The organism is Brevundimonas sp., from assembly GCF_030682035.1.
GTDB lineage: Bacteria > Pseudomonadota > Alphaproteobacteria > Caulobacterales > Caulobacteraceae > Brevundimonas.
Window position 1 is genome coordinate 1 of the sequence record NZ_JAUXQZ010000042.1, and the last position, 15,597, is coordinate 15,597.

The window sequence follows — 15,597 nt, forward strand, 5'->3', positions numbered from 1 at the left end:
CCTCAACGCAGAGCGGATCGCGAGCGCCTCCGGGCCTCAAGCAGCGAGCCGCCGCGCGGCGAGCGTCAGGCCCCCACAGCCCGGCCTCAAGTCGCGAGCCCCCGTGGGGCGAGCATAGGCCAGGCGTGAAGGGCGACGGGCGGGGAACCCGCGCCGTTCCGGGGACCGGATTCGCAAGGCTCCGACCCGCCCGCCGGAGGCTATGTCGGCAAGGCGTCAACAGCGCCGCTGGTCCTGAGGGAGTTCACCACTGCCTTTCAGGCCGACAGCTCCCGGTCAGACATCTCGTGCGGAGCGACGTCGCGAAGCCGAAACACATTCTCCCCACGGTCTCCGGGCTTCGCGCCCGGCGCTCCGCCGGCCCTTCCCACTTTCCGCCTCACGGCCGGAGAGGCGCCGAAGGCTGCGCGATTCCTCTCCACTTCGGGAGAGAGAAGACAAGGCCGCCCGACCGCGCTAAACCGCCGCCGAACCCTGAGGAGCCCTGCCCATGACTGTCGCCGCCCGCCTCGCCGAACTCGGCATCAGCCTGCCGGAACCCGCCAAGGCCGTGGCCAACTATGTGCCGTACGTCCAGACGGGCAATCTGGTCCACATCTCCGGTCAGCTGTCGAACGACGCCTCGGGCGGGATCAAGGGCACGGTCGGCGCCGACGTCTCGCCGGAACAGGCGAAGGACGGCGCCCGCATGTGCGGCGTCAACCTGCTGGCCCAGATGTCGGCCGCGCTGGACGGCGATCTCGAACGCGTCGTGCGCGTCGTCAAACTGGGCGGCTTCGTTCAGGTCGCCGGCGACTTCGAGGCCATTCCCGCCGTCATCAACGGCTGTTCCGACCTGATGGTCGAGGTGTTCGGCGACAAGGGCCGCCATGCCCGCTCCGCCGTCGGCGTCTACAAGCTCCCGCTCGGCTTCGCCGTCGAGGTGGACGCCATCGTGGAAGTTCGCTGATCCGTCTCCTCCCTGTCGCGAAGCGATGGGGAGGTGGCGCGGCGCGCCTTCGCGCCGTGACGGAGGGGCTGTGTCCGCCGTACGACCGCGACGCCGCCGCCGGCCCCTCCACTGCTTCGCGGTTCCCCTCCCCATCTCCGATGGGGAGGAGACGATGAGCTTCACCCTCCACGTCCACGACCGCGTCGCTGACATCGGCCGCGGCGCCTGGGACGCCTGCGCGTCCGCCTCCGGCGACCCCTTCGTCTCCTTCGACTTCCTCGACGCCTGCGAGGCGTCCGGCAGCGCCGTCCCTGCCGAGGGCTGGGCCGGCCGTCATCTTGCGCTTCGTGACGAGACCAATCGCGTCCTCGGCGTCATGCCCCTCTGGCTCAAGGGTCACAGCCAGGGCGAATACGTCTTCGATCACAGTTGGGCCGACGCGTATCAGCGCGCCGGCGGCCGCTACTATCCCAAGCTGCTGGCCGCCGTGCCCTTCACCCCGGTGACCGGCCCGCGCTTCCTCGCCCATCCCGACGCCGACACCGTCACCGTGCGGCAGGCCCTGCTGCAAGGCGCGGTGGCCCTGACCGGGCGGCTCGGGGTTTCGTCCCTTCACGTCAACTTCCCGACCGAGGACGACTGGACCGCCATGGGCGAGGCCGGCCTGCTGCAACGCCAGGATATGCAATACGTCTGGCGCAACGACGGCTACGAAACCTTCGACGACTTCCTGTCCGCCCTGTCGTCCAGCCGCCGCAAGACCATCCGCCGCGAGCGCCGCGAGGCACGGGCCGGGCTAGACATCCGCGTCCTGACCGGCGCGGACATCACGGAAGCGCACTGGGACGCCTTCTTCGCCTTCTACATGGACACCGGCGAGCGGAAGTGGGGCCGGCCCTATCTGACCCGCGACTTCTTCGCCCGCCTCGGCGCGACCATGGCCGACCGCATCGCTCTGGTGATGGCCTTCCGCGATGGAGCCGCAATCGCGGGCGCCCTCAACCTGATCGGCCGCGATGCCCTGTACGGCCGCCAGTGGGGTGCACTGGAGGAGGTCCCGTTCCTCCATTTCGAGCTCTGCTACTACCAGGCCATCGAGTTCGCGATTTCGCGCGGCCTGTCCCGCGTCGAGGCCGGGGCTCAGGGCGAGCACAAGATCGCCCGCGGCTACCTGCCCTCCCCCGTTTATTCGGCCCATTTCATCGCCGACCCGGCGCTGCGCGAACCCGTGGCGCGCTACCTCGACGGGGAACGTCCGGCGGTTGTGGCCGAGATCGACGCCATGACCGCCGAACTGTCTCCGTTTCGGCAGACGGACTGATGAATCACTCCGCGCGGCGTTTCGGGTCCTCGCCGATGAACCAGCCGGCGATCCAGCTGACGATGCCCGTCACCACCGCCGCGCCGACGCCGGCCCACAGACCGTCCACCACGAACCCGCCCAGCAGGCTGGCCACCAGTCCGATCATGGCGGCGTTCACCACCAGCAGGAACAGGCCGAAAGTGATGATCGTCAGCGGGAAGGTGACGAAGGTCAGGATCGGCCGCACCACCGCATTGGCGATCCCCAGCAGCAGGGCCGCCGCCAGCAGCGATCCGTTGGAAAGAAAGTCCACGCCGTCCACGACCCGCGACGACAGCCACAGGCCAAGGCAGGTGACCAGAAACTGGACGATGAAGCGAAGCATGGCTCTCTCCCGACTCGAGCGGCACAATAACCCGAAACCGCGCGCCGGGCTCCTCCATTCCGCCGCCGGTTGCTACGGTGGCCCCGTCCCACGGAGACCCCGATGAGCCTGAACGCGCCCTACGATCCCGACAACATCTTCGCCAAAATCCTGCGCGGCGACATCCCCTCGGTGAAGGTCTGGGAGAACGACCATGTGCTGGCCTTCATGGATGTGTTTCCGCAGTCGGAAGGCCACGTCCTGGTCATATCGAAGACCTCGACCGCCCCCTCGCTGCTTGAGATCGAGCCTGAGGCCCTCGCCCGCCTGACCGCCGCGGTCCAGCGCACGGCGCGCGCCGTCGAAAAGGCCCTGCGCCCCGACGGCTTCCAGATCATGCAGCTGAACGGCGAGGCCGGCGGCCAGACCGTCTTCCATCTCCATTTTCACATCATCCCGCGTTGGACAGACCGGCCGATGAAGGGCCACGGCCAGGCACAGATGGCCGACGGCGCCGTCCTGCGCGGCCTCGCCGACCGGATCGCCGCCGCGCTGGACTAGTCCGTCCGGAACTGAAGCTCGGCCAGCCGGGCGTACAGGCCGCCCTGGGCCATCAGGGACTGGTGCGTGCCCTCCTGCACCACCCGGCCGTCCTCCATCACCACGATCCGGTCGGCCCGCAGCACGGTGGCCAGACGGTGGGCGATGACGATGGTCGTTCGGCCCTGCATGGCCTGATCCAGCGCCGCCTGAACCAGCCGTTCGTTTTCGGCGTCCAGCGCCGAGGTCGCCTCGTCCAGCAGCAGGATCGGCGCATCCCGGACCAACGCCCGGGCGATGGCCAACCGCTGGCGCTGCCCGCCGGACAGACTTTTGCCGCGTTCGCCCAGCGGCGTGTCGAACCCTTCGGGCAAAGCCTCGACAAAGCCCAGCGCCTGGGCCTCTTCGGCGGCGGCGCGCACTTCCTCGTCGCTGGCGAGTTCGCGGCCGAAGCGGATATTTTCGCTGGGGGAACCCGAGAACAGCGGCGCCTCTTGCGACACCCAGGCGAACCGGTCCCGGACCGCCACGGGATCGGCCTCGCGGACGTCGATCCCGTCCACCGACACCATGCCGGACTGCGGATCATAGAAGCGCAGCAGCAGGCGGAAGACCGTGCTCTTGCCTGCGCCAGAGGGTCCGACCAGAGCCACCGTCTCACCCGGCCGCACCGTCAGGGAGAACCCCTTGAGCGCCGGCAGGTCGGGTCGACCGGGATAGGCGAACTGGACGGCGGACATCGACACCTCGCCCGTCGGCGGCTCGGGCAGGACTGTCGGTGCCGCCGGCGGACGGATCGCCGCCTCGCTGCGCATCAATTCGTCGATCCGCTCCATGGCACCGGCGGCCTTCTGCACATCGCCCCAACTCTCGCCCAGCGCCCCGACCGCGCCCGCGGCGAACACCGACAGCAGCACGAACTGCAACAGGGCGCCCGGCGTCATCCGTTCGGCGATCACGTCCTGAGCGCCCAGCCACAGCACCAGGGTCACGCCGCCGAACATGACCACGATGATCATGGCGGTCATCAGGGCCCGCGCCTTCATCCGCACCAGCGAGACGACGAACGCCGCCTCCACCGCCGCGCCGAAACGCTCGATGGCGCTGGCTTCACGCCCGAAGGCCTGCACCGTCTCAATCGCGTCCACGCTCTCGCCGGCGAAACCCACGGCATTGGCGAACCGATCCTGCGAGGCGACCGTCAGCTTTCTCACCCTCCGGCCGAACAGGAAGATCGGTCCCAGCAGCAGCGGCACCACCAACAGCACCATGCCGGTCAGCTTGGGACTGACCACGAACAGCAGGGCCGTCCCGCCAATCAGGGTCAGGAAATTCCTCAGGGCGAACGACACCGAGGTCGTCAGCAGCGTTTCGACCAGGGCGATGTCGGTGGTCAGGCGTGAAAGCACCTCGCCCGTCCGCATCGAGGCGTAGAAGGCCGGGTCCAGCGTCAGTATGCGCCCGAACAGCCCCTTGCGCAGGTCGGCGATGACCCGCTCGCCGGTCTTGGTGACGAAATAATAGCGGACCGCCGTCGCGAACCCGAGGAACAGGGCGTTGGCGCCCAGTAGCAGGAACCACAGGTTCAACTGCGCCCCGCCGTTCTCGAACCCGTTGTCGATCGCACCGCGGGCGGCGGCCGTCAGCGCCAGCGAGGCCGCAGTGGACAAGATCAGCCAGAAGCCGGCCATGGCGACGTGGCCCTTGTGCCGCATCGCATAAGGGAACAACCGTCCCAGCGGGCGGACGTCACGACGCCGCGCCCGACGCTCGCCGGCCTCGCCCATCTGTTCGGCCAGTTGGGCGCCCGCGCCCGGCCGTCCCCGGATGTCAGCAGCAGCGGCGTCGGCGGTGGCGGGTGCATCTGTCATGGCGCGCGCCTCTTGCCCCGGAACGGCCCCCGGTGTAAACGCCGCCGCTCATTCCCGCCCTTCGCTGGCGGGTTTTCTCATTTTCGCGCTCCGACGGTCGGCATCGTCATCGCGCAGAGACCGGACCAGGACCATGAAGGCGGATACTCATCCCGACTACCATTTCATCACCGTAACGATGACCGATGGTACGACCTATCAGACGCGCTCGACCTACCAGAAGGAAGGCGCCGTCCTGAACCTGGATATCGATCCGTTGACCCACCCGGCCTGGACCGGCGGCAACCAGCACCTGCTGGACCGCGGCGGCCGCGTTTCGCGCTTCAACAACAAGTTCGCCGGCTTCATCAAGAAGTAGGCTGTCCGCGCGGGCCGGGCTTTCGGGCCACACCCTGCGGCAAGACGACCACAAAGGCGTCGGTCTCCGGACCGGCGCCTTTCTGTTTGCCCGGAACGCCGATAACATGGCGGCGTTGGCTTCGGGGGCGTGGACGTGGGGTCCCGTGTCGAAGCGGGCGAAGAGACCTTGACGATGAATCGACGGCAACTGGGACTTGGCGCGGCCGTTTCGGCTTTCGCGTCGGCCATTGGACTAACGGCCCGGGCCCAGACCCGCGATCCCGGCGCTGTCGCCTTCTATGACAGCTTCAACGATCAATTGGCCCGCCTGCCCGCAGCGATCCAGCCCGACGTCCGCGCCTTCTATGAGTTGAACGGCTGGCGTCCGGTCTGGACGCCCGAACGCCTTCGCATGCTCCAGACCGCCGCCGACCGCGCCGAGCGCCATGGTCTGTCGCAGAGCGACTATTTCGACTTCGCGGCCCTCGCCGCGGCGGCGGACGCCTCCGAGATGCGCACCACGGCCGCCGCCATGGCCTATGGCCGCGTTCTCGGCGAAGGCCGGGTCCGTCCCGAAACCGTCGAGGATCTGTGGGAGATGCAGAAGAATCGCGTCGACCTGCCTGTCGGGCTGAATGACGCCCTCGCCCAGAACCGTCTCGTCGACTGGCTCGAAGGACTGGCCCCGACAGACATCGGCTATTCCAACCTTTCCGCCGGCTATGTCCGCTATCGTCGCCTGATCCGCGACGGCGGCTGGCCCGCCTTCCGTCAGGGGGCGACCATCGAGCCGGGCATGAGCGACGTCCGCATTCCGGTGATCATCCAGCGCCTTGTCGCCGAGGGCGACCTGCCCGCCGCCGACGGCGCCCGGCTTACGGAGATGGGTATCGTCTACGGACCGGAACTCCAGGCCGCGGTCCGCGGCTTCCAGGCGCGGCACGGCCTGGTCGCTGACGGCCGCATCGGCACGGGCAGCCAACGTTCGCTGTCAGCCTCCGCCGAGGACCGCGCCCGACAGATCGCCCTCAACCTCGAACGCCGCCGCTGGCTGAAGCGCGAGGTCTCGCCCGAGCGGATCGAGGTCAACACCGCCGCCGCCATCATGGTCTACTGGAAGGATGGCCGTCCCGTTCACTCCAACCGCGTCGTCTGCGGCTCACCGTCGAATCAGACCCCCAGCCTCGAGAAGCCGTTCGCCTCGGTGGTCGCCAATCCGCCCTGGTATGTGCCGGCCTCGATCGCCCGCAATGAGATTCTGCCGCGCGGCCCCGGCTATCTGGCCAGCCAGAACATGTACATGTCCAACGGCACGGTCATCCAGCGCGCCGGCCCCACCGCCGCGCTCGGCTATGTGAAGTTCGAGCTGCGGGACAGCTACGCCATCTTCCTGCATGACACCCCGTCCAAGGCCGCCTTCAACCTGGCTATGCGCCAACGCAGCCACGGTTGTGTCCGGGTTCAGGGCGCGGTCGATTTCGCCCGCCTGCTGCTGTCGCCCGATCCGGCCCTGCTGGAACAGTTCGACAACGCCCAGGACTCGCGTGAGACCAAGCGGATCGCGACAGGCCGCGAAATCAGCGTGCGCCTGCTGTACTGGACCGCCTTCGTCGACGGCCAGGGCCGTGTCGCCTTCCGCGAGGATGTCTATGAGCGGGACGCCAAACTGGCCGAGGCCCTCGGCATCGCCCTCAGCCTGCCCAAGGCGGTCGATGACGGCGCGCGGGTGGCCAACGACGTCGGGCCGTAGGGTTTCTAGATTCGGAACGCCGCCGTCAGCCGATCGAGCTGGCTCTGGACGGGATTGACCGCATCCTCCTCGGGCTCGTCCAGATACATGCGGCGATCCAGGTGCAGGACCCGGTCGTACAGCTTTTCGGTGCGCACCAGATATTCGACCAAAGCGATCGGCAGTTCCGGATGGCTGGCTTCGGTCGCCGCCGTGCGGTCGGCCAGGCGATAGCGCACCTCACAGGCCGCCTCCGCCGTCATGTCCCCCTCGCGGACAGCACGCTGGACCAGCAGCCATGAGGCGATCTGCATCAACCGGGTGGTCAGCTTCATGCTTTCGCCCGCGTAAAGCAGGGCCGTGGACCGCGACAGCAGTTTGGATTCCCGACGCCCGTCGCCGTCCAGATAGGCGGCGGTCTCCTCGACCAGCTCCATCCCTTCCTGAAAGGTGCGGTCGAACAGTTCCGAGCGCGCGAAATCGTCCACCACCGTGGCGCGGCTGCGGCCCGTAGGCGAAAGCGGGGTGGCCTCGGTAGACATGAACTCAACCAGACTCATGGGACAGGCGCATCCGTATCACGACCGGCACGGCATGGCGCGGCGCTTCCACGGTGTGCAACGGCTGTGCCAGAGGGGAACCGACAGGGTTACGATCTGAAATTGAACATGGCGTCAGCCGCATTGCGTTGCGACGACTTGCCTTCGATGGCGGCGTTGGAGCGGTCGATCTCGGCCTGCAGCCCGGCGATCCGCTGTTTCAGATCCTCGACCGAATAGCCGTCAAGATCTTCGCGCGTCAGGGCGATCAGAGGCGCGCCGCGCGCCGGACGGGGCTCCAGATCCTCAAACATCGCCGCCTCCTTCGTGGTCAACCGTGCCCCAACGGCCTATTTCAACGCCCGGATACGGACGATTGCAAGAACGAGGCAGGTTGAATGCGCGTAGTCGAGATCACAGGCGGGTCCGGCCCCGCCGAGTCCCTGGCCCTCGCCCAACGGCCCGATCCGGTCGCCGGACCGGGCCAGATTCGCATCCGGGTCCGGGCTGCTGGACTCAATCGGCCCGACATCCTGCAGCGGCTGGGGCGCTACCCCGCCCCACCCGGCGCGTCGGATGTTCTGGGTCTGGAGGTGGCGGGCGAGGTCGATCAGCTCGGCGCCGGCGTCACCCGCTGGTCCGTCGGAGACCGGGTTTGCGCCCTGCTCGGCGGGGGCGGCTATGCGGAGATGGCTGTCGTCGATGCCCGCCACGCCCTGCCCGTCCCCGGCGACATGGATTTCGTCCAGGCCGCCGCCCTGCCCGAAACGGTCTGCACCGTCTTCGCCAATGTCTTCGAGTCCGGTGCGCTGAAGGCAGGTGAGACCCTGCTCATCCACGGCGCCACCAGCGGCATCGGGGTCACCGCCATCCAGATGGCGAAGGCGGCAGGCGCGCGCGTCATCGCCACTTCCCGCGGGGTGGACAAGGCCGAAGCCGCCGGTCGTCTCGGCGCCGACCTCAGCCTCGAAGCCTCGACCGGCGACATGGAGGCGGCGATCCGGACATTCGGCGGCGCCGATGTGGTGCTGGACATGGTCGGGGCCGACTACGCCGCCCTCAATCAGGCCGCGCTGAATCCCTTCGGCCGCTGGGTGGTGATCGCCACCCAGTCCGGCCCGCTGGCCGAGGTCGATCTGGCCCGGCTGATGATGAAGCGGATCAGCCTGACCGGTTCGACCTTGCGGGCGCGGCCCGCCGACGAAAAGGCCCGGCTGATCGCGGCCGTGGAAGCCACGGCCTGGCCGTGGGTCGCATCAGGCGCCGTCCGGCCGCCGGTTGAGGCGACCTTCCCACTACACCAGGCATCGGCCGCCCACCTCCGGCTGGAGGCGGGCGGCCATGTCGGCAAGATCGTGCTGACGACCTGATAGCTTACCAGCGCCCGCCGCGGCCGACCGGACGCAACGAGGAGATGCGGTCGTTCATGCCCCAGCGCTGCAGGTTGCGGACGTCATCCCTGAACGTCTGACAATAGCCGCGATAGTGGGCGTCCGTGCAGGCCTCCCACTCGCCCCGGAACTGCATCGACGAGATGGCGTCGTTGAAGCCGCTATTTGCAAGGTTGGGAATCTCGCTGTCGAACCGGAACGAGGCCCCGCGGAAATTAGAGTCGCGGAAGACAGTTACAGATCCCCGTCCGCCGCCGCCCCAGCCACCGCCGTTGCCTGGCCAGCCACCGCCACCGCCGGGCCAGCCGCCGCCGCCGCCGCCGCGATCTTCGTATTCACCACGGTTCGGACCACAGACCAGCAGGCCGTCATTGTTGCGGATCTCGTAGTCGGCGCAGCGGTTCAACTCGATCGAGGTGCCACGAATATTCCCTCGGTTGTTGCGGCAGTCGGCATAGAGCCGGCCCCGGTTCACGTATTCGCCGCTGCAGCTGTCGCGATAGTCGCCGCGCGGGGCAATCCGCTCGGGATCGCCCGGAATCTGCGGAGCGGCCTCCTGCCCGGCGCCGGAGAAGACCGCAGCGGCGGCCAGCATTTCGATCAACATGGAAGTCCCTCCCAAAATCATGCCCGACGCACAGTGCGTCTGTAAAACCACTGTTGCGCGACCCTGGATGAACCGTGGCTGTACGACGTTGTCGGGTTCCGTTTTCTTTTCCGGCGAATGGGACTATATCGCGATCATCAACGCCCGGTCGAAAGGCCGGGCGCCGTCGTATCCAGAGCCCGGTTTTTCGGGCTCGAACAAGAACCGGAACGCCCCCATGACCGACATCCTGATGCCCAAGGCCACCGCGGTCTGGCTGGTCGACAACACCTCCCTGACGTTCGAGCAGATCGCCGACTTCTGTGGTCTGCACCCGCTGGAAGTGCGCGGCATCGCCGACGGCGACGTGGCCCGGGACATCCGCGGCGCCGATCCGCTGGTCAACGGCCAACTGACTCGCGAAGAGCTGGACAGGGCCCAGACCGATGAGGCGTACCGCATGCAGGCGGTGGTCAGCCGCCACGCCGAACTGCTGAAAGTGCACAAGGCGCCGCCGAAATACACGCCGGTCTCGCGCCGTCAGGACCGCCCCGACGCCATCATGTGGTTTGTGCGCAACCATCCCGAGGTGACCGACGCCCAGATCGCCAAGATGCTCGGCACCACCAAGTCGACCATCGAGAGCGTTCGCAACCGCACCCACTGGAACAGCCCCAACATCAAGCCGGTCGATCCGGTGACCTTGGGCCTGGTGGGTCAGCTGGCCCTTGACGAACTGGTCAGGAAGGCCGCCGACAAGAAGGCCAAGGACGACGCCAAGAAGGGGGGCGCCACCCTGCAAGCCGTCGACGCCCCGGCGGAGCCGGCCGAGCCTGAATTCGTGCCGGAAGCCCGCGAGCGCCGCGGCGCCGAACCCACTGCCGCCTCGGTGTTCGGCTCCAAGGACTGAGGCATTCTTCCCCCACCGGGGGAGGGGACCGCGTAGCGGTGGAGGGGGACTGCCCCTCCGTCTCGCCGGCTCCGCCGGCGATCCACCTCCCCTGTGGGGGAGGAATGAAAAACGGCCCCGGGATCGCTCCTGGGGCCGTCATTCTTTTCGGGAGGCCGTCGCTAATGCGCTCGGGCCTCCAGACTGGTGATCTGTTCCTTGAGTCGGAGCTTCTGCTGCTTGAGCTCCCTTACGCGAAGCGAGTCCGTGGCCGGGTGAGTCGTCTCCCTCCGGATGGTTTCATCCAGACTGCGGTGACGGTTTCCCAGTTCGCGGATACGAGCTTCGATGGTCATGGCTTGCGCCTCCATGTCTAAGGGACCAGTACAGTCAGCGCCGGGTCTGACCGGCTGTAGAATCACATTCCAGTGAACTGCCGACCGTCCTGAATACGGACCACCCTGGAGCCCGAATTGGCCGAAGATGTGAACGGAGCCGCACGGAACCTTTCCGGCTCTACGCCCGCCCGCTTGATCGTTGGAATTTCCGGAGCGTCGGGCGTGACTTACGGGGTTCGGGTGCTGGACGCGCTGCGTGAGCTCGGCGTCGAAAGCCATCTGGTCGTCACCCGCGCCGCCCTGCTGACCCTGTCGCAGGAAACCGACCTTCCCGTCGATAATCTGCTGGGTCGCGCCGACGTGACGCACAGGCTCAATGACGTCGGCGCCTCGATCGCCTCCGGCTCGTTCCGGACCATGGGGATGATCGTCGCCCCCTGCTCCGTCCGCACCATGGGCGAGATCGCCACCGGGGTGACCTCGACCCTCCTGACCCGCGCCGCCGATGTCGTGCTCAAGGAGCGCCGCCCTCTGGTGCTGATGGTGCGCGAGACGCCTCTGCACCTCGGCCACCTGCGCACTATGACGGCCCTGGCCGAGATGGGCGCAATCATCGCCCCGCCCCTGCCGGCCTTCTATACGAAACCTGCGTCGATCGCCGAGATGGTCGATCAGTCCGTCGGTCGGGCGCTGGACCTGTTCGGCCTGGACTGGGCCGCCGTGCGACGCTGGGAAGGCCTCAAGGGACCGGCCACGGAATGAGCCTTTGGGATTGGGCGGTGACGGCCTACGCCGCTGACGGTGTGGCTGAGGCCTGTCTGGAGCTGCAGGACGCCGCCGGCCAGAACGTGCCCCTGCTCCTTTGGGCCGGCTGGTGCGCCGCCGAGGGCCGTGCGCCAGACGCGGACGCCATGGAAGCCGCCGGCGACACCGCCCGCGCCTGGCAGGAGACCGCCATCGCCCCCCTCCGCGCCGTGCGTCGCGCGTTGAAGGCCCGTGCACCGGATCTCGACGACACCGCCCGCGAAACTGTCCGGGCCCAAGTCAAGGCGGTGGAGCTGGAGGCCGAGCGCTGCCTGCTGGCCGCGCTCGAGTCCCTCGCCCCCGCTCCGTCCGGCCTGCCGCAGCCGCCAATCAGTACATTGGTGGCCGCCGCTCGCGTCTGGTCGCCGATGACGCCGCGCGCGGGCCTGGTCCGCCTCGCGGACCGCCTTCCGGCCTGACGCGACGCACGGTATGATCCGCCAACAGGGCCCGACATGAACGACGACGAACCTTTTCTGAGCGAAGAAGATCTGGCGCTGCACGCCCGACTCAAGGTGCTTCAGCTTGAGCACGCCGACCTCGACGCCTCGATCGAAGCTCTCGGCCATATGCCCGTGCCGGATCAGTTGATGATCGCGCGCCTGAAGCGGAAGAAGCTGACCCTGCGCGACGAGATTTCCAAGATCGAAGACCGCATCCTGCCCGACATCATCGCCTGAGGGCTGCGTCAGCGACCCTTCTTGCGCACCCACATGGCCGCGTCGGCCTCGGCCAGCCAGACCTCGGGATCGGTGTGGCCGGCGAAGGCGCGAACGCCGAACGAGCCGCCCAGCGGCGACTGTTCTCCGGCCCAGACGAATCCATCGGCCTCCAGCGCCGCGGCCAGACGTCGGGCCTTGTCCCGCCCCTCGTCCAGACCGGCGTTCAACATCAGCAGAGCGAACTCGTCTCCGCCCAGCCGGCCGACCGCATCCGATTCGCGCAGATTGGCCCGCAACAGCTCGGCCACATGCACCAGCGCGGCGTCGCCCGCGGCGTGGCCCAGGGTGTCGTTGACGTTCTTGAAGCTGTCGAGGTCCAGATAGAGTAGCACCGCCGGCACCTCATGGCGCTGGCAAAAGGCCATGGCGCCGCGCAGGGCCGTCACGAAGCCACGCCGGTTCAGCGCCGGCGTCAGCACGTCGTGATCGGCCGCAGCCTCGGCGGCCTCGGCGCGCAGGCGCAGGGCCTCGACCTCGGCGCGCAGGCGCTCGATCTCGGCGTGGGGGTCAATGAAGGCCGCGTCGGTCACGAGCAGAGAAGGCTCCCTCGCCGGCGACTCAACGGGTCCGGCTGCCTGTGAGCCTAACGCCGTCGGTTGCGGGCGCAACGCGAGTCCTGTATCGCGCCGCTTTCCCGCGAACAGGGCGCGCATCCATGGCGACCGAGACTCCCCCCGTGGCGATCATCATGGGCAGCCGATCGGACTGGCCGACGATGAAACACGCCGCCGACGCCCTCGATCGCCTGGGCGTGGCCTGGGACGCCCGCGTGGTCAGCGCCCACCGCACCCCCAAACGCCTGTTCGATTTCGCCACTGGCGCTCGCGCCGCGGGCTTCAAGATCATCATCGCCGGCGCCGGGGGCGCCGCCCACCTGCCCGGCATGACTGCGTCGCTCACCCCGCTGCCGGTGCTCGGCGTGCCGATCGCCACCACCCAGCTGGACGGCCAGGACAGCCTCTATTCCATCGTGCAGATGCCGGCCGGGGTACCCGTCGGGACACTGGCCATCGGCGAGCCAGGTGCCACCAACGCCGGCCTCCTCGCGGCGCAGATTCTCGCCATCGCCGATCCGGCGCTGATGCAACGCATCGAAGCGCACCGCGCCGCGCGCACGGCCAAAGTTGCCGAAGAACCGAAGGATGCGTGAGGCTAGTGTGATGATCGAGAAATTCGCTCCCAGTCCCAGCCGCGGGCTCAGGCGAACTTCGGTGTCGGGACACTCGCACTGATGCAGGCTCTGAAGCCCGGCTCGACCATCGGCATTCTCGGCGCCGGACAGCTCGGCCGCATGCTGGCGGCGGCCGCTTCCCAACTCGGCTTCAAATGCCGCATCTATAGCGACGTGCACGGCCCCGCATCCGACGTCGCGGTATCGACAACCATCGGCCCCTCCGAGGACCTGGACAAGATCGCCAGGTTCGCCGAGCAAACCGACGTCGTCACCTATGAGTTCGAGAATGTGCCGGTCGACGCCGCGGCGGCCGTCGAACGCGTGCGCCCGGTGCGGCCCGGCCTGCATGCTCTCGAGGTGGCGCAGGACCGCCTCAAGGAGAAGACCTTCGCCCAGTCGTTGGGCATTCCCATCGCGCGTTTCGCCGCGGTCGCGGGCCCCGACGACTTCGCCGCCGCCATCGCCGAGGTCGGCGCGCCGGCCATCCTGAAGACGCGCCGCCTCGGCTACGACGGCAAGGGCCAGGCGCGCATCGAGAAGGCCGGCGAGATCGCCGCAGCGTTCGAGGCCGTCGGCCGCGCGCCGGCAACGCTGGAGGCGCTCGTCAACTTCAAGTGCGAGGTGTCGGTGCTGCTTGTGCGCAGCCTCGCCGGCGAGACGCGCTTCTACGACATCCCCACCAACCACCATGAGGGCGGCATCCTGCGCACCTCGACCGTGCCGAGCGCGTTGCCGCCGGCCCATGCCGCGCGCGCCCGCGAGATTGCCGGCAAGCTCGCCGATGCGCTCGGCTACGTCGGCGTCATCGGGGTGGAAATGTTCTACGTCGGCGACGGGCCCGAGCCGCTGCTCATCAACGAGTTCGCCCCGCGCGTGCATAACTCCGGCCACTGGACGATGGACGCCTGCGCCGTGGGGCAGTTCGAGAACCACATCCGCGCCGTCGCCGGCTGGCCGCTGGGTGCGACGGAGCGGCATTCGGACTGCCGGATGACCAATCTCATCGGCGAGGATGTGGCCGCCTGGCCGCAATTGGCCGCCGAACCCGGTGCTTGCCTGCATCTGTACGGGAAGAACGAAGCCCGCGCGGGACGCAAACTGGGGCACGTCAACCGGCTGTCGCCGCTCGGCAAAGGCCGCTGAGCGGGGGCCGGAATCGTCCGCATGGACAATTTAACCGGCTTTTGCTAGTGATCCGCCATCCTCAACGGCATACGGGATGCCGGCGGTTCAGCCGCCGCACCGGATGTCGCGTTTTTCATTGGTGGCAGGTCAGGCAAAGGAAGCAACCGCTTGCAGGTTCTCGTCCGCGACAACAACGTCGATCAGGCTCTCAAGGCGCTCAAGAAGAAGATGCAGCGCGAGGGCATTTTCCGGGAAATGAAGCTCCGCAACTATTTCGAGAAGCCCTCCGAGCGTAAGGCTCGCGAGAAGGCCGAGGCCGTGCGCCGCGCGCGCAAGCTGGCCCGCAAGCGCGCTCAGCGCGAAGGCCTGCTGCCCGGCAAGGCGCCGACGCCGACGACCGCTGCCGGCCCGCGCCGCTAAGCACCATCGCCTGACGGATTTGCGATGCGCCCTGAGCGAACAGCTCACGGGCGCATTTGCTGTTGGGCGGGTAGCGGGTCGTCGTGACGCCGTCCCGCCTCGCGCGCCTGCGACTTGGCCCGCAGCGCATCGACCCAACGGAACAGCTCTTCGTAGGAGCCGTAGAGGTGATGGTCGGAGTGGCCGGCGCGCGGGAAGGTGACGATCTCCTTCGGCGCATTGGCGGCGGCATATACGGCCTTGCCCATTTCCACCGGGATGACGCGATCGTCCTCGCCGTGCATGACCAGCAGCGGCGCCGTCACCTTCGGAAGGTACTGCATCGTCTCATAGCGGTCGAAAATGAACGGCCGCACCGGCAGATACGGGTACGACACTTCCGCCACGTCGACGATCGACGTATAGGGCGCATCGAGCACGAGGCCTCCCACTTCTTTTTCCGCCGCCACCTGCACGGCGACGCCGGAGCCCAGCGATTCGCCGTAGATGATGATGTCTTGCGGAGCGACGCCAGCCCTGCGCAACGCCTCGT

21 protein-coding genes are annotated in these 15,597 nt (G+C 68.0%); 13 read left to right on the forward strand and 8 right to left on the reverse strand.

Going from position 1 to position 15,597, the window contains the following annotated elements:
• Window positions 1-490: 490 nt before the first annotated feature.
• On the forward strand, window positions 491-949 hold the full coding sequence (locus tag Q8K49_RS11330) for a RidA family protein (RefSeq protein WP_305306177.1): 459 nt from the start codon (window positions 491-493) through the stop codon (window positions 947-949).
• Between the two features lie 154 nt (window positions 950-1,103).
• Entirely contained in the window at window positions 1,104-2,252 is a 1,149-nt protein-coding gene (locus Q8K49_RS11335) for a GNAT family N-acetyltransferase (RefSeq protein ID WP_305306179.1), read from the forward strand.
• A gap of 4 nt (window positions 2,253-2,256) precedes the next feature.
• Here Q8K49_RS11335 and Q8K49_RS11340 read toward each other — a convergent pair whose 3' ends face one another.
• A complete protein-coding gene (locus Q8K49_RS11340) occupies window positions 2,257-2,619 on the reverse strand; it encodes a phage holin family protein (RefSeq protein ID WP_305306181.1) in 363 nt (120 codons plus the stop codon).
• Window positions 2,620-2,721: 102 nt separating this feature from the next.
• Between Q8K49_RS11340 and Q8K49_RS11345 the strand changes: the two genes are divergently transcribed.
• Window positions 2,722-3,159: an HIT family protein gene (locus Q8K49_RS11345; RefSeq protein WP_305306182.1), complete on the forward strand. Its 438-nt coding sequence runs from the start codon at window positions 2,722-2,724 to the stop codon at window positions 3,157-3,159.
• Here Q8K49_RS11345 and Q8K49_RS11350 read toward each other — a convergent pair.
• On the reverse strand, window positions 3,156-5,009 hold the full coding sequence (locus tag Q8K49_RS11350) for an ABC transporter transmembrane domain-containing protein (protein ID WP_305306183.1): 1,854 nt from the start codon (window positions 5,007-5,009) through the stop codon (window positions 3,156-3,158). The two genes, Q8K49_RS11345 and Q8K49_RS11350, sit on opposite strands and share 4 nt — an antisense overlap.
• A 133-nt stretch (window positions 5,010-5,142) precedes the next feature.
• Here Q8K49_RS11350 and rpmE point away from each other — a divergent pair, with 133 nt between their 5' ends.
• Both rpmE and Q8K49_RS11360 read left to right on the forward strand, forming a co-directional pair.
• Window positions 5,143-5,367, forward strand: a complete 225-nt coding sequence (gene rpmE, locus Q8K49_RS11355) for a 50S ribosomal protein L31 (RefSeq protein WP_292028857.1) — start codon at window positions 5,143-5,145, stop codon at window positions 5,365-5,367.
• 174 nt (window positions 5,368-5,541) lie between these two features.
• Window positions 5,542-7,098 carry a murein L,D-transpeptidase gene (locus Q8K49_RS11360; RefSeq protein WP_305306189.1) on the forward strand — a complete coding sequence of 519 codons (1,557 nt, stop codon included), beginning with the start codon at window positions 5,542-5,544 and terminating at the stop codon, window positions 7,096-7,098.
• Between the two features lie 5 nt (window positions 7,099-7,103).
• On the opposite strand, the gene Q8K49_RS11365 is transcribed toward Q8K49_RS11360, so the two are convergent.
• Window positions 7,104-7,637: a DUF1465 family protein gene (locus tag Q8K49_RS11365; protein ID WP_305306191.1), complete on the reverse strand. Its 534-nt coding sequence runs from the start codon at window positions 7,635-7,637 to the stop codon at window positions 7,104-7,106.
• A gap of 89 nt (window positions 7,638-7,726) precedes the next feature.
• Window positions 7,727-7,930 carry a DUF1192 domain-containing protein gene (locus tag Q8K49_RS11370; RefSeq protein WP_292065826.1) on the reverse strand — a complete coding sequence of 68 codons (204 nt, stop codon included), beginning with the start codon at window positions 7,928-7,930 and terminating at the stop codon, window positions 7,727-7,729.
• An 84-nt stretch (window positions 7,931-8,014) separates the two neighbouring features.
• Here Q8K49_RS11370 and Q8K49_RS11375 point away from each other — a divergent pair, with 84 nt between their 5' ends.
• Window positions 8,015-8,986, forward strand: a complete 972-nt coding sequence (locus Q8K49_RS11375; RefSeq protein WP_305306193.1) for an NAD(P)H-quinone oxidoreductase — start codon at window positions 8,015-8,017, stop codon at window positions 8,984-8,986.
• A 4-nt stretch (window positions 8,987-8,990) separates the two neighbouring features.
• Here the strand turns inward: Q8K49_RS11375 and Q8K49_RS11380 are convergent, their stop codons facing one another.
• The gene (locus tag Q8K49_RS11380) at window positions 8,991-9,614 is read right to left on the reverse strand and encodes a beta/gamma crystallin-related protein (RefSeq protein ID WP_305306195.1); all 624 of its coding nucleotides are present in this window, start codon (window positions 9,612-9,614) and stop codon (window positions 8,991-8,993) included.
• Window positions 9,615-9,831: 217 nt separating this feature from the next.
• Between Q8K49_RS11380 and Q8K49_RS11385 the strand changes: the two genes are divergently transcribed.
• Window positions 9,832-10,503, forward strand: coding sequence for a DUF1013 domain-containing protein (locus tag Q8K49_RS11385; protein ID WP_305306198.1), 672 nt, complete (start codon window positions 9,832-9,834; stop codon window positions 10,501-10,503).
• A gap of 161 nt (window positions 10,504-10,664) precedes the next feature.
• Here Q8K49_RS11385 and Q8K49_RS11390 read toward each other — a convergent pair whose 3' ends face one another.
• A complete protein-coding gene (locus Q8K49_RS11390) occupies window positions 10,665-10,838 on the reverse strand; it encodes a YdcH family protein (RefSeq protein ID WP_305306199.1) in 174 nt (57 codons plus the stop codon).
• 129 nt (window positions 10,839-10,967) lie between these two features.
• Between Q8K49_RS11390 and Q8K49_RS11395 the strand changes: the two genes are divergently transcribed.
• The 3 genes from Q8K49_RS11395 to Q8K49_RS11405 are packed head-to-tail and all read left to right on the forward strand — an operon-like array spanning window position 10,968 to window position 12,304.
• On the forward strand, window positions 10,968-11,582 hold the full coding sequence (locus Q8K49_RS11395; protein WP_305306208.1) for a UbiX family flavin prenyltransferase: 615 nt from the start codon (window positions 10,968-10,970) through the stop codon (window positions 11,580-11,582).
• The gene (locus Q8K49_RS11400; RefSeq protein WP_305306201.1) at window positions 11,579-12,043 is read left to right on the forward strand and encodes a TIGR02444 family protein; all 465 of its coding nucleotides are present in this window, start codon (window positions 11,579-11,581) and stop codon (window positions 12,041-12,043) included. The genes Q8K49_RS11395 and Q8K49_RS11400 overlap by 4 nt, the downstream gene beginning before the upstream one ends.
• 36 nt (window positions 12,044-12,079) lie before the next feature.
• A complete protein-coding gene (locus tag Q8K49_RS11405; protein ID WP_305306202.1) occupies window positions 12,080-12,304 on the forward strand; it encodes a YdcH family protein in 225 nt (74 codons plus the stop codon).
• Between the two features lie 8 nt (window positions 12,305-12,312).
• On the opposite strand, the gene Q8K49_RS11410 is transcribed toward Q8K49_RS11405, so the two are convergent.
• Entirely contained in the window at window positions 12,313-12,876 is a 564-nt protein-coding gene (locus Q8K49_RS11410; protein WP_305306203.1) for a GGDEF domain-containing protein, read from the reverse strand.
• Window positions 12,877-13,001: 125 nt separating this feature from the next.
• On the opposite strand from Q8K49_RS11410, the gene purE reads away from it, so the two are divergent.
• From purE to rpsU, 3 genes are all read left to right on the forward strand, one after another.
• Window positions 13,002-13,496, forward strand: coding sequence for a 5-(carboxyamino)imidazole ribonucleotide mutase (gene purE, locus Q8K49_RS11415; RefSeq protein WP_305306204.1), 495 nt, complete (start codon window positions 13,002-13,004; stop codon window positions 13,494-13,496).
• 81 nt (window positions 13,497-13,577) lie between these two features.
• On the forward strand, window positions 13,578-14,663 hold the full coding sequence (locus tag Q8K49_RS11420) for a 5-(carboxyamino)imidazole ribonucleotide synthase (RefSeq protein ID WP_305306205.1): 1,086 nt from the start codon (window positions 13,578-13,580) through the stop codon (window positions 14,661-14,663).
• A gap of 150 nt (window positions 14,664-14,813) precedes the next feature.
• Window positions 14,814-15,065 (forward strand): 30S ribosomal protein S21, encoded by a 252-nt coding sequence (gene rpsU, locus Q8K49_RS11425; RefSeq protein WP_305306206.1) that lies wholly within the window; start codon window positions 14,814-14,816, stop codon window positions 15,063-15,065.
• 44 nt (window positions 15,066-15,109) lie between these two features.
• On the opposite strand, the gene Q8K49_RS11430 is transcribed toward rpsU, so the two are convergent.
• On the reverse strand, window positions 15,110-15,597 hold a 488-nt coding region (locus Q8K49_RS11430; protein WP_305306207.1), incomplete at its 5' end, for an alpha/beta hydrolase.

Coding starts and splice junctions, on each gene's coding strand:
- Q8K49_RS11330 (WP_305306177.1), top strand. CDS start 491: ATGACTGTCGCCGCCCGCCTCGCCGAACTCGGCATCAGCCTGCCGGAA.
- Q8K49_RS11335 (WP_305306179.1), top strand. CDS start 1,104: ATGAGCTTCACCCTCCACGTCCACGACCGCGTCGCTGACATCGGCCGC.
- Q8K49_RS11340 (WP_305306181.1), bottom strand. CDS start 2,619: ATGCTTCGCTTCATCGTCCAGTTTCTGGTCACCTGCCTTGGCCTGTGG.
- Q8K49_RS11345 (WP_305306182.1), top strand. CDS start 2,722: ATGAGCCTGAACGCGCCCTACGATCCCGACAACATCTTCGCCAAAATC.
- Q8K49_RS11350 (WP_305306183.1), bottom strand. CDS start 5,009: ATGACAGATGCACCCGCCACCGCCGACGCCGCTGCTGCTGACATCCGG.
- rpmE (WP_292028857.1), top strand. CDS start 5,143: ATGAAGGCGGATACTCATCCCGACTACCATTTCATCACCGTAACGATG.
- Q8K49_RS11360 (WP_305306189.1), top strand. CDS start 5,542: ATGAATCGACGGCAACTGGGACTTGGCGCGGCCGTTTCGGCTTTCGCG.
- Q8K49_RS11365 (WP_305306191.1), bottom strand. CDS start 7,637: ATGAGTCTGGTTGAGTTCATGTCTACCGAGGCCACCCCGCTTTCGCCT.
- Q8K49_RS11370 (WP_292065826.1), bottom strand. CDS start 7,930: ATGTTTGAGGATCTGGAGCCCCGTCCGGCGCGCGGCGCGCCTCTGATC.
- Q8K49_RS11375 (WP_305306193.1), top strand. CDS start 8,015: ATGCGCGTAGTCGAGATCACAGGCGGGTCCGGCCCCGCCGAGTCCCTG.
- Q8K49_RS11380 (WP_305306195.1), bottom strand. CDS start 9,614: ATGTTGATCGAAATGCTGGCCGCCGCTGCGGTCTTCTCCGGCGCCGGG.
- Q8K49_RS11385 (WP_305306198.1), top strand. CDS start 9,832: ATGACCGACATCCTGATGCCCAAGGCCACCGCGGTCTGGCTGGTCGAC.
- Q8K49_RS11390 (WP_305306199.1), bottom strand. CDS start 10,838: ATGACCATCGAAGCTCGTATCCGCGAACTGGGAAACCGTCACCGCAGT.
- Q8K49_RS11400 (WP_305306201.1), top strand. CDS start 11,579: ATGAGCCTTTGGGATTGGGCGGTGACGGCCTACGCCGCTGACGGTGTG.
- Q8K49_RS11405 (WP_305306202.1), top strand. CDS start 12,080: ATGAACGACGACGAACCTTTTCTGAGCGAAGAAGATCTGGCGCTGCAC.
- purE (WP_305306204.1), top strand. CDS start 13,002: ATGGCGACCGAGACTCCCCCCGTGGCGATCATCATGGGCAGCCGATCG.
- Q8K49_RS11420 (WP_305306205.1), top strand. CDS start 13,578: ATGCAGGCTCTGAAGCCCGGCTCGACCATCGGCATTCTCGGCGCCGGA.